This window comes from Stutzerimonas stutzeri (assembly GCF_018138085.1).
In the GTDB taxonomy this organism is placed as follows: Bacteria; Pseudomonadota; Gammaproteobacteria; order Pseudomonadales; family Pseudomonadaceae; genus Stutzerimonas; species Stutzerimonas stutzeri_AI.
Genome location: NZ_CP073105.1, coordinates 4,243,242 through 4,259,121, shown reverse-complemented (window position 1 = coordinate 4,259,121; position 15,880 = coordinate 4,243,242). Strand labels below are relative to the sequence as shown.

At 63.8% G+C, this 15,880-nt stretch carries 11 protein-coding genes; 9 read left to right on the top strand and 2 right to left on the bottom strand.

Translation table 11 applies throughout. The annotated features are described in order from the left end of the window. Positions 1-71: 71 nt before the first annotated feature. Positions 72-2,069, bottom strand: coding sequence for a dihydrolipoyllysine-residue acetyltransferase (gene aceF / locus KCX70_RS19605; protein WP_212618536.1), 1,998 nt, complete (start codon positions 2,067-2,069; stop codon positions 72-74). Positions 2,070-2,096: 27 nt separating this feature from the next. Continuing rightward, complete coding sequence (aceE, locus tag KCX70_RS19600) at positions 2,097-4,742, bottom strand: pyruvate dehydrogenase (acetyl-transferring), homodimeric type (protein ID WP_212618535.1); 2,646 nt, start codon at positions 4,740-4,742, stop codon at positions 2,097-2,099. A gap of 278 nt (positions 4,743-5,020) precedes the next feature. Between aceE and glnE the strand changes: the two genes are divergently transcribed. The 9 genes from glnE (at position 5,021) to KCX70_RS19555 (ending at position 15,877) form a co-directional block, all read left to right on the top strand. Continuing rightward, positions 5,021-7,963 carry a bifunctional [glutamate--ammonia ligase]-adenylyl-L-tyrosine phosphorylase/[glutamate--ammonia-ligase] adenylyltransferase gene (gene glnE / locus KCX70_RS19595; protein ID WP_212618534.1) on the top strand — a complete coding sequence of 981 codons (2,943 nt, stop codon included), beginning with the start codon at positions 5,021-5,023 and terminating at the stop codon, positions 7,961-7,963. A gap of 42 nt (positions 7,964-8,005) precedes the next feature. Further along, positions 8,006-8,929, top strand: coding sequence for a branched-chain-amino-acid transaminase (gene ilvE / locus KCX70_RS19590; protein WP_212618533.1), 924 nt, complete (start codon positions 8,006-8,008; stop codon positions 8,927-8,929). Positions 8,930-8,997: 68 nt separating this feature from the next. After that, entirely contained in the window at positions 8,998-10,032 is a 1,035-nt protein-coding gene (gene waaF, locus KCX70_RS19585; RefSeq protein WP_212618532.1) for a lipopolysaccharide heptosyltransferase II, read from the top strand. Continuing rightward, the gene (gene waaC, locus KCX70_RS19580) at positions 10,033-11,037 is read left to right on the top strand and encodes a lipopolysaccharide heptosyltransferase I (RefSeq protein ID WP_212618531.1); all 1,005 of its coding nucleotides are present in this window, start codon (positions 10,033-10,035) and stop codon (positions 11,035-11,037) included. Next, complete coding sequence (locus KCX70_RS19575; protein WP_212618530.1) at positions 11,037-12,158, top strand: glycosyltransferase family 4 protein; 1,122 nt, start codon at positions 11,037-11,039, stop codon at positions 12,156-12,158. Before waaC ends, KCX70_RS19575 begins: the two co-directional genes overlap by 1 nt. Beyond that, the gene (rfaP, locus tag KCX70_RS19570) at positions 12,155-12,961 is read left to right on the top strand and encodes a lipopolysaccharide core heptose(I) kinase RfaP (RefSeq protein WP_021209743.1); all 807 of its coding nucleotides are present in this window, start codon (positions 12,155-12,157) and stop codon (positions 12,959-12,961) included. The genes KCX70_RS19575 and rfaP overlap by 4 nt, the downstream gene beginning before the upstream one ends. Further along, positions 12,961-13,695, top strand: a complete 735-nt coding sequence (locus tag KCX70_RS19565) for a lipopolysaccharide kinase InaA family protein (RefSeq protein ID WP_212618529.1) — start codon at positions 12,961-12,963, stop codon at positions 13,693-13,695. The genes rfaP and KCX70_RS19565 overlap by 1 nt, the downstream gene beginning before the upstream one ends. After that, the gene (locus KCX70_RS19560) at positions 13,692-14,438 is read left to right on the top strand and encodes a lipopolysaccharide kinase InaA family protein (protein ID WP_212618528.1); all 747 of its coding nucleotides are present in this window, start codon (positions 13,692-13,694) and stop codon (positions 14,436-14,438) included. Before KCX70_RS19565 ends, KCX70_RS19560 begins: the two co-directional genes overlap by 4 nt. Beyond that, positions 14,435-15,877, top strand: a complete 1,443-nt coding sequence (locus KCX70_RS19555; protein ID WP_212618527.1) for a lipopolysaccharide kinase InaA family protein — start codon at positions 14,435-14,437, stop codon at positions 15,875-15,877. The genes KCX70_RS19560 and KCX70_RS19555 overlap by 4 nt, the downstream gene beginning before the upstream one ends. The last annotated feature ends 3 nt before the right edge of the window (positions 15,878-15,880 follow it).

The following is a 15,880-nucleotide window of genomic DNA, read 5'->3' as shown; positions in this document are numbered from 1 at the left end:
GGCGCGATTCGCCGCCATGCCCATGAAATGAAAAAACCCGCCGATTGGCGGGTTTTTTTAGGCTCATCCGATCACAGCAGCATCGTGCGGATATCTGCCAGCAGCTCGGAAAGCCGCTTGGTGAAGCGTGCAGCCGCCGCACCGTTGATGACGCGATGGTCATAGGACAGCGACAACGGCAGCATCAGGCGAGGCTGGAAGGCCTTGCCGTCCCACACCGGCTGCATGGTCGCCTTGGAAACGCCCAGGATCGCCACTTCCGGCGCGTTGACGATCGGCGTGAAGCCGGTACCGCCAATGTGGCCGAGGCTGGAGATCGTGAAGCAGGCGCCTTGCATGGCATCGGGCGACAGCTTCTTCGTCCGTGCCTTCTCGGCGAGCTCCGCGGCCTCGGCTGCCAATTGCAGCAGGCTCTTCTGGTCGACGTTCTTGATTACCGGAACCAGCAAGCCGTCTGGTGTATCCACGGCGAAGCCGATGTGCACGTACTTCTTGCGGATGACCGCCTTGCCGCTAGGCGCCAGCGAGGCATTGAATTCCGGCAGTTCCTTGAGCAGATGCGCACAGGCCTTGAGCAGCAGCGGCAGCACGGTCAGCTTGACGCCGGCCTTCTCTGCCACGGCCTTCTGCGAAACGCGGAAGGCTTCCAGTTCGGTAATGTCTGACGACTCGAACTGGGTTACATGCGGCACGTTCAGCCAGCTGCGATGCAAGTTGGCAGCGCCCACCTGCATCAGTCGCGTCATCGGCACTTCTTCGATTTCGCCGAACTTGCTGAAATCGACTTCCGGAACCGCTGGGATGCCCGCACCGCCCGCCGCGCCTGAAGCTGGCGCCTGCTTGGCTTTCTGCATCATGTTCTTGACGTAGGCCTGGACGTCTTCCTTGAGGATGCGTCCCTTTGGTCCCGTGCCCTGGACGTCGGCCAGCTCGACACCGAACTCGCGTGCAGTCATGCGTACCGCGGGACCCGCGTGTACCTTGCTGCCGGCCTTACTTGGCCCGCTTACCGCAGGAGCTGGCGTGGCGGCCACTTTGGCTTCGGGCACGCCCTGCTTGTTCGGTGCGACCGCCTGCTGCTGCGGAGCGGCTTCCTGCGGCTTGGGCGCGGCCTTTTTCGCCGGCGCTGCGCCTTTGACGTTCAGGGTCAGGATCAGATCACCTGTCTTGGCCTCGTCGCCGACCTTGATCGACAGGGATTCCACAATGCCAGCTTTCGGCGCCGGAATCTCCATGCTGGCCTTGTCGGATTCGAGCGTGATCAGCGACTGATCCGCTTCGACGCTGTCGCCGGCCTTGACCATGACTTCAATGACGTTGGCGCTGCCGCTGGAGCCGATGTCCGGGATACGCACCTCTTCGACGGAGTCGCCCGTCGCTTCGGTGGGTTCCTCGGCAGCTTGCTCGGTGAGCTGTTCCTTTGGCTGGCTTTGCGGCGCGCTATCTGCCGTTGCCGGCTTGCTTGCGGCCGCGCCCTTGAGAACTAGGATCAGGTCGCCAGTACCGACTTCGTCGCCTACCTTGACCGAAATGCTCTCGACCACGCCGGCGGCAGGAGAGGGGATCTCCATGCTCGCCTTGTCGGATTCGAGGGTGATCAGCGGCTGTTCGGCCTCGATGGTATCGCCGACATTGATCGAAATCTCGATCACGCTGGCTTTGCCGGAAGAGCCGATGTCCGGAACCTTGATCTCCTGCGACTCGCCTTCTTCGGCAGAGGCCGATGGATTGTCATCGCCAGGAGGGGTCGGTGCTTCGGCTTCGTCGGCAGGGCCGCCGGCTGCTGCGCCGGCAGGTTCGGCAGCGGCTTGCGCCGGGGCCTCGGTGCTCTGGCCGTCTTCGCTTTCCAGCTCAAGCAGCTCGTCACCTTCCTTCAGACGATCACCGAGCTTGACCTTCAATGCTTTCACGACGCCCGCCTTGGGCGCCGGGATTTCCATGCTGGCCTTGTCCGACTCGAGCGTCAGGATGCTCTGGTCGGCCTCGATACGGTCGCCGACCTTGACGAACAACTCGATAACTTCACCCTCACCGCTGCCGATGTCGGGTACGCGTATGGTTTCACTCACAATAGGTTCTCCTGTGCGCACGCAGCATCAGCAATCCAGCGGATTGCGCTTCTCGGGGTCGATACCGAACTCGGTGATGGCCTCGGCCACGACCTTGCGTTCGATGGCGCCGCGATCGGCGAGTGCCTGCAGTGCGGCGACGGCGACCCAGCGGCGATCGACTTCGAAGAAGTCGCGCAGCTTGGCGCGCGAGTCGCTGCGGCCGAAGCCGTCGGTGCCCAGCACCTGGTATTCGCGTGACGGTACCCACTGACGGATCTGATCGGCGAACAGCTTCATGTAGTCGGTCGAGGCCACTACCGGCCCTTCGCGGCCTTCCAGGCACTGCTCGACGTAGCTCTTGCGCGGTTCCTCGGTCGGATGCAGGCGGTTCCAGCGATCCACCGCCAGACCGTCGCGGCGCAGTTCATTGAAGCTGGTGACGCTCCAGACGTCGGCGCCGACGCCCATTTTGGCGAGGATGTCCACCGCCGCACGTACTTCGCGCAGGATGGTGCCCGAGCCCAGCAGCTGCACGCGATGCTTGAAGTCGCCCTTGGCTTCTTCGAGCAGGTACATGCCCTTGATGATGCCGTCCTCGACACCCTGGGGCATAGCCGGCTGCTGGTAGTTCTCGTTCATCACGGTGATGTAGTAGTAGACGCTCTTCTGCAGCTCCATCATCTCGTGCATGCCGTGATGCATGATCACCGCCAGCTCGTAGCCGTAGGTGGGGTCGTAGCTGCGGCAGTTGGGGATGGTGCTGGCCAGGATATGGCTGTGACCGTCCTCGTGCTGCAGGCCTTCGCCGTTGAGCGTGGTGCGCCCGGAGGTGCCGCCCAGCAGGAAGCCACGGGTCTGCGCATCGCCCGCCGCCCAGGCCAGGTCGCCGATGCGCTGGAAACCGAACATCGAATAGAAGATGTAGACCGGCAGCATTGGCTGGTTGTAGTTGCTGTAGGCGGTACCGGCCGCCATGAAGGACGAGAAGGCGCCGGCCTCGTTGAGGCCTTCCTGCAGGATCTGGCCGTCACGCTCTTCGCGGTAGTACATCACCTGGTCGCGGTCGACCGGCTCGTACAGCTGCCCCACTGGCGAGTAGATGCCCAGCTGGCGGAACATGCCTTCCATGCCGAAGGTGCGCGCCTCGTCGGCGAGGATCGGCACGATGCGCTTGCCCAGATCCTTGTCCTTGACCAGCTGCGACAGGATCCGGCCGAAGGCCATGGTGGTGGAGATTTCACGCTCGCCAGAGCCGTCGAGCACAGCTTTCAGGGTTTCCAGCGGCGGCGTCGGAATGCTGAAGCTCTTCGGTCGGCGCTGCGGCAGCGAGCCGCCGAGCTTTTCACGACACTTGCGCAGGTACTTCATCTCCGCGCTGTCTTCGGCTGGGCGGTAGAACGGCAGTTCTTCGAGCTGCGAATCGTTGACCGGAATGTCGAAGCGGTCGCGGAATTTCTTCAGGCTGTCGATATCGACCTTTTTGGTGTTGTGGGCGATGTTCTTCGCCTCACCGGCACCGGTGCCGTAACCCTTGATGGTCTTGGCCAGGATGACGGTCGGCTGGCCCTTGTGGTTGACCGCCTGGTGGTAGGCCGCGTAGACCTTGTACGGGTCGTGGCCGCCGCGGTTGAGCTTCCAGACTTCCTCGTCGGACATGCTCTCGACGCGCTTGAGCAGCTCCGGGTCGGCGCCGAAGAAGTGCTTGCGCACGTAGGCGCCGTCTTTGGCCTTGTAGTTCTGGTATTCACCATCGATCGCTGCGTCCATGCGGCGCTGCATGCGGCCGTCTTCGTCGGCAGCGAACAGCGGATCCCACAGGCGGCCCCAGACGACCTTGTTGACGTTCCAGTTGGCGCCTTTGAACGCGCCTTCCAGTTCCTGGATGATTTTGCCGTTACCGCGAACCGGGCCGTCGAGGCGCTGCAGGTTGCAGTTGATGACGAACACCAGGTTGTCGAGGTTCTCACGGCCGGCCAGCGAGATGGCGCCGAGGGTTTCCGGCTCGTCGCACTCGCCGTCGCCGATGAAGCACCAGACGCGCTGCTTGCCCTTCGGGATGAAGCCGCGGTTTTCCAGGTACTTCATGAAGCGTGCCTGGTAGATCGCGGTAATCGGGCCAAGGCCCATGGACACGGTCGGGAACTGCCAGAAGTCCGGCATCAGGTGCGGGTGCGGGTAGCTCGACAGGCCCTTGCCATCGACTTCCTGGCGGAAGTTGAGCATCTGGTCTTCGCTCAGGCGGCCTTCGAGGAAGGCGCGGGCGTAGATGCCGGGGGAGGCGTGACCCTGATAGTAGATCAGGTCGCCGCCGTGCTCTTCGGTGGGAGCCTGGAAGAAATAGTTGAAGCCGATGTCGTAGAGCGTCGCGCTGGAGGCGAAGGTGGAGATATGCCCACCCAGGTCCGGGTCCTTCAGGTTCGCGCGCATCACCATGGCCAGGGCATTCCAGCGGACCAGGGAGCGAATACGGCGCTCCATGAACAGGTCGCCGGGCATCTTGGCTTCACGGGTGACGGGGATGGTGTTGCGGTACGGCGTGGTGATGCCGTAAGGAAGTGGCGTGCCGCTGCGGGTGGCCAGTTCCCCCATCCGGGTCATCAGATAGTGGGCGCGGTCTTCACCTTCGCGGTCGAGTACTGACTCGAGGGCGTCCAGCCATTCCTGGGTTTCGACGGGATCGAGATCTTGCATGGCTTGCTCCAGGGCGGAAAGGCTTCCAGAATCGGTTGCCTGCTTCGCGGTCGGCTTTGTGAGCCGGTGCGTTTATGTTCTTGGATGTTTTGGCCGGGGGTAGAGCCGGGCTCTGTAGTTTTACTACAAAACAACGGCTGATTCAGCCCCCTGCAACATTCTTTCGTAGTAAAACTACAATCGCGGCGGCTCGCTCTGGTGCCTTGATATACCCGCCACCGCCTCTAGCTCGGGCGCTCCCGTTGTCCCCGTAGCCATTTTTTGCGCTAAGGAACCTTATGAGTTTGCCATCGCTGGTTGCATTGCCGAAATCACTCCAACCTTTGGTCCTCCGTGCGCACGAGACGTTCCTCGGCGCGGAGCACGACCCGGCGCTACAGGTGCGGGAACGATTCGCGGCGTGGCCGGTGGAGCGTCGCGAAGCGTTCGATCGAGTGTGCGCCGCCAGTGACTTCGTCAGCGAACAGGTTAGCCGAGATCCGGAAATGTTGCTCCAGTTGGCAGAGTCAGAGCTGTTGGAGCGGCCGCTGCGAGAAGCCGAGATGCGTGCCACGCTCGCCGACTCGCTCGAGGATTGCACCGATGAAGACGGGCTGGCGCGCCGGCTGCGGCGCTTTCGCAACCGCCAGCAGGTGCGATTGATCTGGCGTGACCTGACAAGGCAGGCGGATCTGGCCGAGACCTGCGGCGATCTGTCCGACCTGGCGGACGCCTGTATCGACCTGGCCTATCACTGGTTGTACGGCCGCCACTGCGAGCAGTTCGGTGTGCCGACCGGCCGGCGCAGCGGTGATGCGCAGCATATGGTCATCCTCGGCATGGGCAAGCTCGGTGCGCGCGAGCTCAATCTGTCCTCCGATATCGATCTGATCTTCGGTTATCCAGAGGGCGGTGAAACCGTCGGTACCAGACGCTCGCTGGACAATCAGGAGTTCTTCGTCCGCCTCGGCCAGCGACTGATCAAGGCGCTCGATGCGCCGACTCTCGATGGCTTCGTGTTCCGTGTCGACATGCGTTTGCGACCCTACGGCTCGTCGGGGGCGCTGGTGCTGAGTTTCAATGCGCTGGAGCAGTACTACCAGGATCAGGGACGTGACTGGGAGCGCTACGCCATGATCAAGGCGCGCGTGGTGGGTGGCGATCAGGTGGCCGGCAAGGAGCTGCTGGAAATGCTGCGACCCTTCGTCTATCGGCGCTATCTGGACTTTTCCGCGATCGACGCGCTGCGCACCCTGAAACAGCTGATCCAGCAGGAAGTGCGGCGCAAGGGCATGGCGGCCAACATCAAGCTGGGCGCCGGCGGCATTCGCGAAGTGGAATTCATCGCCCAGGCGTTCCAGCTGATCCATGGCGGGCGCGATCTCAGCTTGCAGCAGCGCCCCCTGTTGAAGGTGCTGGCGACCCTTGCCGGGCAGGGCTATCTACCGGCGGCGGCGGTCGACGAGCTGCGTGAGGCCTATGAGTTTCTGCGCTACACGGAACACGCGCTGCAGGCCATCGATGACCGTCAGACGCAGATGCTGCCGGACAACCAGGCCGACTGCGACCGGGTCGCCTTCATGCTGGGGTTCGACGACTGGGAGGCGTTCCACCGCCAGCTATTGCACTGGCGCGGTCGTGTCGAATGGCATTTCAATCAGGTCATCGCCGACCCGGACGAAGACGAAACCGAGGGCGAGGCCTTGGTCGGCGGTGAGTGGTTGCCACTGTGGGAGCAGGACTGGGACGAAGAGTTCGCCTGTCGGCAGTTGAGCGACGCCGGTTTTCGCGACGGGCCGGCCGCTTGTCAACGCCTCGCCGCGCTGCGCAGCGGCAATCAGGTGCGGACCATGCAGCGGCTGGGCCGTGAGCGGCTGGACGCCTTCATTCCGCGGTTACTGGCGCAGGTGGTCGAGCAGGATGATCCGGACTTGGTGCTCGAGCGGGTGCTGCCGTTGGTCGAGGCCGTCGCCCGGCGTTCTGCCTATCTGGTGTTGCTCACGGAAAACCCCGGGGCCTTGCAGCGGCTCCTCGAGCTCTGCGCCGGCAGCCCCTGGATTGCCGAACAGATCGCGCGATTCCCGTTGCTGCTCGACGAGCTGCTCAACGCCGGACGGCTGTTCAGCCCGCCACAGGCGCCGGAGCTGGCGGCCGAGCTGCGTGAGAGGCTGGCGCGCATTCCCGAAGACGATCTCGAACAGCAAATGGAGGCGCTGCGGCATTTCAAGCTGGCGCATCGGCTGCGCGTGGCAGCCTCGGAAATTGCCGGAACCTTACCGCTGATGAAGGTCAGCGACTACCTGACCTGGCTGGCCGAGGCGATTCTCGAACAGGTGCTGGCACTGGCCTGGCGTCATACGGTGGCCCGTCACGGTCAGCCGAGGCGCACGGATGGTTCGCTGTGCGATCCGGCGTTCGTCATTGTCGGCTACGGCAAGGTCGGCGGCATCGAGCTCGGCCATGGCTCGGATCTCGATCTGGTATTCATCCACGACGGCGATCCCAACGCCGAAACCGATGGCGCCAAACCCATCGACGGTGCCCAGTTCTTCACCCGCCTGGGCCAGCGCATCATCCACCTGCTGACCACCCAGACCACCTCCGGCCAGCTCTACGAGGTCGACATGCGGCTGCGACCGTCGGGCGCGTCCGGGCTGCTGGTCAGCTCGTTGAGTGCCTTCGAGCGCTACCAGAGCGGCGAGGCCTGGACCTGGGAGCATCAGGCGCTGGTGCGGGCTCGCGTGCTGGTCGGCTGCCCGCAGCTGGCGGCGGACTTCGAGAAGGTTCGTGCGGCAGTGCTCGGGCGTCCGCGCGATCTGGAGCAGTTGCGCCGCGAGGTCAGCGAGATGCGCGGCAAGATGCGCGACAACCTCGGCACCCGTACAACGCAGGCGGGCCTGGCCGAGAAGGCGTTCGAGGCGGAGGGCGAGTTCAATCTCAAGCAGGATGCCGGTGGTATCGTGGATATCGAATTTATGGTGCAATACGCGGCTTTGGCGTGGTCGCACCAGCATCCGCAACTGCTGCGCTATACCGACAACATCCGCATTCTCGATGGGTTGGAGCAGGCCGGGTTGATGACCGGCGATGAGGTTCGGCTGCTGCAGGATGCCTACAAGGCATACCGCGCCGCGGCCCACCGGCAATCACTGCAGAAACTGCCCGGCGTGGTGAGTGGGGATCAATTTCATGACGAGCGTCGCGCGGTGATGCGCATCTGGCGCGAGCTGGGACTCAGCTGATCTCGTCTGCAAACAGCATTTATCGAACTTGAGGTGGCAACAATGTCGATGGCCGATCGTGATGGCGTGATCTGGTATGACGGTGAGATGGTTCAGTGGCGCGACGCGACCACCCATGTGCTGACTCACACCCTGCACTACGGCATGGGCGTTTTCGAAGGCGTGCGTGCCTACGACACGCCGGCCGGCACCGCGATCTTCCGCCTGCAGGCGCACACCGATCGCCTGTTCGATTCGGCACACATCATGAACATGAAGATGCCGTATTCGAAGGAAGAAATTAACGAGGCGACCCGCGCCGCCGTTCGTGAGAACAATCTGGAAAGCGCCTACATCCGCCCGATGGTCTTCTACGGATCTGAAGGCATGGGCCTGCGCGCCAGCGGCCTGAAAGTGCATGTAATCGTCGCCGCCTGGCATTGGGGCGCCTACATGGGCGACGAAGCGCTGGAGAAGGGCATCAAGGTTCGCACCAGCTCCTTCACCCGCCATCATGTCAACATCAGCATGACTCGCGCCAAGTCCAACGGCGCCTACATCAACTCGATGCTGGCCCTGCAGGAAGCCATCTCCGGCGGCGCCGACGAAGCGCTGATGCTGGACCCGGAAGGTTATGTCGCCGAGGGTTCGGGCGAAAACATCTTCATCATCAAGGACGGCGTGATCTACACCCCGGAAGTCACCGCCTGCCTCAATGGCATCACCCGCAGTACCGTGCTGACGCTGGCCGCCGAGCTGGGCATCAAGGTAGTGGAGAAGCGCATCACTCGCGACGAGGTCTACATCGCCGACGAAGCCTTCTTCACCGGCACCGCCGCCGAAGTTACGCCGATCCGCGAAGTCGACGGCCGCAACATCGGCATCGGTCGCCGCGGGCCGGTCACCGAACGCATCCAGACCGCTTACTTCGATCTGGTCTCCGGCAAGACCGATGCTCACACCGAATGGCGGACCCTCGTAGGCTAAAGGCTCTAGGCTGGACGAAGTGCTTCTTCGTTTAGCCTTCCTCCCTCCAGCCTCCGGCGGCTTTTGTTATGAATATTCTGATTGTGGGTCCCAGCTGGGTCGGCGACATGGTGATGGCGCAGACGTTGTTCGTCTGCCTGAAACAGCGCCATCCCGATTGCCAGATCGACGTGCTCGCACCCGAGTGGAGTCGGCCGATTCTCGAGCGCATGCCCGAGGTGCGCCAGGCCCTGAGCTTCCCGGTAGGGCATGGCGTGCTCGATATGGCGACTCGGCGCAGCATCGCGCAGAGCCTGCGCGGTCAATATCAGCAGGCGATCCTGCTGCCGAACTCGTTGAAGTCGGCGCTGGTGCCGTTTTTCGCCGGGATTCCCAAGCGCACCGGCTGGCGTGGCGAGATGCGCTTCGGCCTGCTCAACGACATGCGCAAGCTGGACAAGCAGCGCTACCCGCTGATGATCGAGCGCTTCATGGCGCTGGCCTACGAGCCGGGTGTCGAGCTGCCCAAGCCCTACCCGAAGCCGTCGCTGCGTATTGTCGAGCAAACCCGCGATGCCGCATTGGCGCGCTTCGGGCTGACGCTTGACCGTCCGGTATTGGCGCTTTGTCCGGGCGCGGAGTTCGGCGAATCCAAGCGCTGGCCGGCCGAGCATTTCGCCAGGGTCGCCGAGAGAAAGGTTCGTGAAGGCTGGCAGGTCTGGCTGTTCGGCTCGAAGAACGATCACGGCGTCGGCGAAGAGATCATCCAGCAGCTTATTCCTGGCTTGCGTGAGGAAGCGGTGAACCTGGCCGGCGAGACCAGCCTGGCCGAGGCGATCGATCTGCTCTCCTGCGCCGATGCGGTGGTGTCGAACGATTCGGGTTTGATGCACGTAGCCGCCGCGCTCGACCGTCCGCTGATCTCGGTCTACGGATCCACATCGCCGGCCTTTACCCCACCGTTGTCGGAACAGGTCGAAGTCGTCCGTCTGGGCCTCGATTGCAGTCCATGCTTCGAGCGCACCTGCCGTTTCGGCCACAACAACTGCATGCGCGAGCTCGAGCCGCGGCTGGTCATCGAAGCGCTGGACCGCCTGCTCCCGCAGCCAGTCGAGGTGCGCTGAGTGAGGGTGTTGCTGATCAAGACCTCCTCGCTGGGCGACGTGGTGCATACGCTGCCGGCGCTGACCGATGCGCAGCGCGCGATACCTGGCATTCAGTTCGATTGGGTGGTGGAAGAGGGCTTCGCCGAGATACCGGCCTGGCACCCCGCGGTGGCCCAGGTCATTCCCGTGGCGATTCGCCGTTGGCGCAAGCACCCGATGCAGACACTTCGATCCGGCGAGTGGAAGCGCTTCAAGGCGCGGCTCGGCGAAACGCGCTATGACCTGGTGATCGATGCCCAGGGCTTGCTGAAAAGCGCCTGGTTGACACGCTACGTCAAAGCACCGGTCGCCGGGCTCGACCGGGAATCGGCGCGCGAACCACTGGCCTCGCGCTTTTACGACCGGCCCTATGCGGTTCCGCGCGAGCAGCACGCACTGGAGCGGGTGCGTCAGTTGTTCGCCCAGGCGCTGGGCTATCTGTTACCCGAGACGGTCGCGGACTATGGTCTGGACAGGAACCAGCTGGCGGCGCCAGGCGAGCAGCCCTATCTGCTGTTTCTGCACGGCACCACCTGGCCGAGCAAACATTGGCCCGAAGCCTATTGGCGAGCACTGGCCGAGCGGATGAGCGCGTTCGGCTGGGCGATCCGCCTGCCGTGGGGCAATGCCGACGAGAAGGCGCGCGCCGAGCGTATCGCGCAGGGGCTGGACAGCGTATCGGTACTGCCCCGGTTGAATCTCGGTGGGATCGCCAAGGTCGTTGCCGGGGCGCGCGCCTGTGTCGCAGTGGATACCGGCCTCGGCCATCTGGCTGCTGCGCTGGATGTCCCCAGTATTTCGCTGTATGGCCCCACTTCGCCAGGCCTGGTGGGGGCTTATGGTCGCTCCCAGGTACACCTGTGCGCGAGTGGGCCGAACGCCGGGAAGGGGGATCGCCACAAGCCCTGTTTCGACGATCTGCTGCCCGAGCGCGTCGCCAACGAACTCAAGGCCCTGTTGCGGTCCGCGGAGGCGTCATCCTGATGCAGCTGGCGTTCATCCTCTACAAGTATTTCCCCTTCGGTGGGCTGCAGCGCGACTTCATGCGCATCGCCCTGGAGTGTCAGCAGCGCGGCCATGCCATCCGGGTCTATACGATGATCTGGGAGGGCAAGGTGCCCGAGGGTTTCGAGGTGCTGATCGCGCCGGTCAAAGCCCTGTTCAACCACACACGCAACGAACGCTTCACCGCGTGGGTCGAGGCCGACCTGGCCAAGCGGCCCGTGGCGCGAGTGGTCGGCTTCAACAAGATGCCCGGGCTCGACGTCTATTACGCGGCCGATCCCTGCTTCGAGGACAAGGCGCAGACGCTGCGCAACCCGATTTACCGCCGCTGGGGACGCTACAAGCATTTTGCCGAATACGAGCGGGCGGTTTTCGACCCGCGCTCCCGGACCGAGATCCTGATGATTTCCGAGGTCCAGCAGCCGCTGTTCATCAAGCATTACGCGACCCCGGCCGAGCGCTTCCATCTGCTACCACCGGGCATCGCTCTGGATCGCCGCGCGCCGGATGACGCGGCAGAGATCCGCCAGGCCTTTCGCGATGAATTCGATCTGGGAAGCGATGAGCTGCTGCTGGTACAGATCGGTTCGGGTTTCAAGACCAAGGGACTCGACCGCAGTCTCAAGGCGCTGGCGTCGCTCCCGCGTGAGCTGAAACGACGCACACGGTTGTTCGTCATCGGCCAGGACGATCCGAAACCCTTCCAGCTGCAGGCCAAGACGCTGGGCATCTCCGGTCAGGTCGAGTTTCTCAAGGGGCGCAGCGACATCCCGCGCTTCCTGCTCGGGGCGGACCTGCTGATTCATCCGGCCTACAACGAGAACACCGGTACCGTCCTGCTGGAAGCACTGGTCGCCGGCCTGCCGGTGGTGGTGACGAATGTCTGCGGTTATGCCCATTACATTGCCGAGGCCGATTGCGGACGCGTGATTCCCAGCCCCTTCGAGCAAAGCCGGCTCGACCGCACGCTGGCCGAAATGCTGGCTGACGACGTGCAGCGCAGTCGCTGGGCACACAATGCGCTGGCCTACGCCGATAGCGCGGACCTCTACAGCATGCCCCAGCGGGCAGCTGATGTGATTCTGGCGGAGCGACCATGAGCTTGATCCTTGGCGAGCCCTTCCAGACGCTCTGGGCGGGCCGCGACCCATTCGATGCGGTCGAGCAGCTTCAGGGCCAGGTCTATCGCGAACTCGACGGCCGGCGCACATTGCGTACCGAAGTCCAGGGGCGTGGGTACTTCGTCAAGATCCACCGTGGCATTGGCTGGGGCGAAATCGTCAAGAATCTTGCGACCGCTAAGCTGCCGGTGCTCGGTGCCGGGCAGGAGTGGCGCGCCATCCAGCGCCTGCACCAGGTGGGCGTGCCGACGATGACGGCGGTGGCCTACGGTGCGCGCGGCAGCAATCCCGCGGCCCAGCATTCGTTCATCATCACCGAGGAATTGGCGCCGACGATCAGCCTCGAAGACTACAGCCTCGACTGGCTGCAGAATCCGCCCGACCCAGTGCTCAAGCGTGCGCTGATCGCCGAGGTCGCGCGCATGACCGGCACCATGCACCGCGCCGGCGTGAATCATCGCGACTGTTACATCTGCCATTTTCTGCTGCACACCGATAAACCGGTGACGGCGGGCGATTTTCGCCTGTCGCTGATCGACCTACATCGCGCCCAGGTTCGCCGCCAGACGCCTCGCCGTTGGCGCGACAAGGATCTGGCAGGCCTGTATTTCTCGGCGCTGGGCATCGGCCTGACCCGGCGTGACGAGCTGCGGTTTCTCGTCGGTTATTTTCAGCGACCGCTGCGTGAGATCCTGCGTGACGAGGCCGTTTTGCTGCAGGCGCTGCAGCGCAAGGCGGGGAGGCTCATGGCCCGCAAGCAGCGCTACGGGGACGCACTCTGATGGCCGGTTGGACACTGGACCCCGGATATGCCGCGCTGTCGTCTGATTTTGGCAGCCTGGAGGCCGTATTCGACCTGGCGGGCGAGCGCGTCACCAAGGACGCGATGTCGGAGGTCATTCGTGTAGAGCGCTGCGGCGTCATCTACTACGTCAAGCGCTACACCGGCTCCGGCAAGGGCTTGCGGCGTTACCTCGGTCGGCCCCGGGTCAAGGCCGAGTGGCAGAACCTCAAGCTGTTCAGGCGCTGGGGTATCCCCACCGCGCCCATCGTCGCCTACGGACTGGAGCGCCAGCACGGCAGCTTTAGTCGTGGTGCGCTGATCACCCGTGAGTTGGAGCGCACCGAGGATCTGGCGGCCCTCGCCTCGCGCAACGACCCCTGCCTCCGTGATGGCGAGTGGGTGCGTCGGGTAAGCCTGCAACTGGCCGCGGCGACGCGGCAGATGCATGCGAAACGGTTCGCGCACAACGACCTGAAATGGCGAAACTTGCTGGTCGATCCGCAGCTCAATCTTTACCTGATCGACTGCCCTACGGGTGCGTTCTGGTGGGGCCCGTTCCTCGAGCGGCGAATCGTCAAGGATCTCGCCTGCCTGGACAAGGTAGCCAAGTACCACCTGAGCCGGACCCAGCGGTTGCGCTTCTATCTGCGGTATGCCGAGCGCGACCGCCTGACGGCTCAGGACAAGGCGCGGCTTCGCCAGGTGCTGGACTATTTCGAGGGACGTGAATGAAGGACTTCATCGCGGAGGCGGATCGCGACCTGCTCATGCGTCACGGGATGGCTGATTTCGACGCACTCTGGACGCTGCGGCTGACTGCCGTGGACGAGCCGAACGTCGAGCGCGGCGGCTGGAGCAGCGTGTTCCGACTGGAGCTGGAGGGTGTCGCGTTCTATCTGAAACGCCAGAGCAACCATCTGACTCGCAGCCTGACGCGTCCACTCGGCGAGCCTACGTTTGCCCGCGAATTTCGCGCCATCCGGCAGTTCCAGAGCCTTGGTATCCCCGCCTTGCAGGCAAGCTATTTCGGCTGTCGACGGGTCGGCGGCGAGCAGCGCGCCGTGCTGCTCACCCGCGCCCTGGATGGCTGGCAGGATCTGGACGGCTGGTTGATGCAATGGCCCGAGCTGAGCGCCGCGCGGCGCACCGGCATTGTCCGGGCGACCGGCGTGCTTGCCCGCCAGTTGCATGCGGCGGGGCAGATGCATGGCTGCTTCTACCCCAAGCACATCTTTCTCCGTGAGCAGCCGGAGGGTTGGCAGGCTCGCCTGATCGATCTGGAGAAAACCCGCCCGCTGCTGCTCGGGCGCGCCGACCGGGTCAAGGATCTGGAACCGCTGTTGCGACGTGCCAGTTGTTGGAGCGACGAGGAGATTCGTTGTCTGCTCGACACCTATCTACAAGACGACAAAGACATCGACGACTGGATGCATCGGCTGAACCGCCGCCGGCGTCACAAGGCGGCGCGCGCATGAGGCTATCGGAGCTGGCAACCTGCGGGCGGCAACCGTCGCTACCGCTGACCGTCGATGTCGGCGAGGCGGGCGATCTGGTCGTCGAGCAATGGCTTCGTGTGCTGCCGGGGCAGCGCTATGTGGGGCGGGCGCGGTGGCAAGGCAGAACCGTGCTGGCGAAACTGATGGTCGGTGGCAACGGGCACCGGCACTACCTGCGCGAGCGGGACGGCGCGGCCTTGTTGATCGCGCAAGGCTTGGCGACCCCCGGCGTACTGGCCGAAGGCTGGCGTGCGGGCGAGGGTGGCTGGTTGCTGTTCGAGTTTCTCGATGACGCCCGCAGCCTGTGGGATGTCTGGCGCGAATGCGAGCATGCAGCGCCGTTGACCGAAGGCCAGACCGAGCTGCTGGGCGCTGCGCTGGGGCTCATCGCGCAGATGCACAGTCGAGGGCTCTGGCAGGAGGATCTGCATCTCGACAACCTGCTGCTACAGACCGGTGTGCTGCACGTGGTCGATGGTGGCGGCGTCAGGGCCGAGACGCCCGGGCAACCATTGTCTCGCGAGCGCGTCCTGGCCAACCTGGGCGTGTTCTTCGCTCAGTTGCCGCCGACGGTCGAGCCGTTCATCGAGGAATTGCTGGTGCACTACCTGCTCGCCAACAGCGAGCACGCGCTACCCCTGGAGGCGCTGCTCAAGGAGGTGCGTAAGGTTCGCGCCTGGCGCCTGAACGATTTCCTGAAGAAAGTCGCTCGTGATTGCAGCCTGTTCAGCGCACGTATCGGTGCATTCGGCGCACGGGTGGTGCGACGCGACGCGCAAGCGCGACTGCAGAATGTACTGGACGACCCAGACGGGTTCATTGCGTGGGGCCATTTATACAAGACCGGTGGCGCCGCCACGGTGGCGCGCATCGAAGTGGATGGCCAGCCGCTACTGATCAAGCGCTACAACATCAAGAGCCCGTTGCACTGGTGCAAGCGCTTCTGGCGTCCCAGTCGCGCCTGGCATAGCTGGGTCGAGGGGAATCGCCTCGATTTTCTCGGTATCGCCACACCTCGCCTGCTGTCGGTCATCGAGCGCCGCTGGCTGTGGCTGCGCGGGCCGGCGTGGCTGATTACCGAATTGCTTGGCGGAGAAGATATAATCGCGCGTTTTCAGCCGTACCTGAACGAGGCGCCGCCGGAGGACGAGCTGGCTGCGCTGGATCGCTTGTTTGCCGCGCTGATACGCGAACGCATCAGTCACGGTGATCTGAAAGGTCATAACCTGTTCTGGGAGCAGGGCCGCTGGGCGCTCATCGACCTCGATGCCGTGCAGCAGCATTCGAGTGATGCCAGCTTCGCCCGCGCCTACGCCAAGGACCGCGCGCGTTTTCTGCGCAACTGGCCGACCGATTCAGCGCTCCATCGATTGCTGGACGAACGGTTGCCGAGGGACAGCTTGAGGCCGAACGCTTGAAGC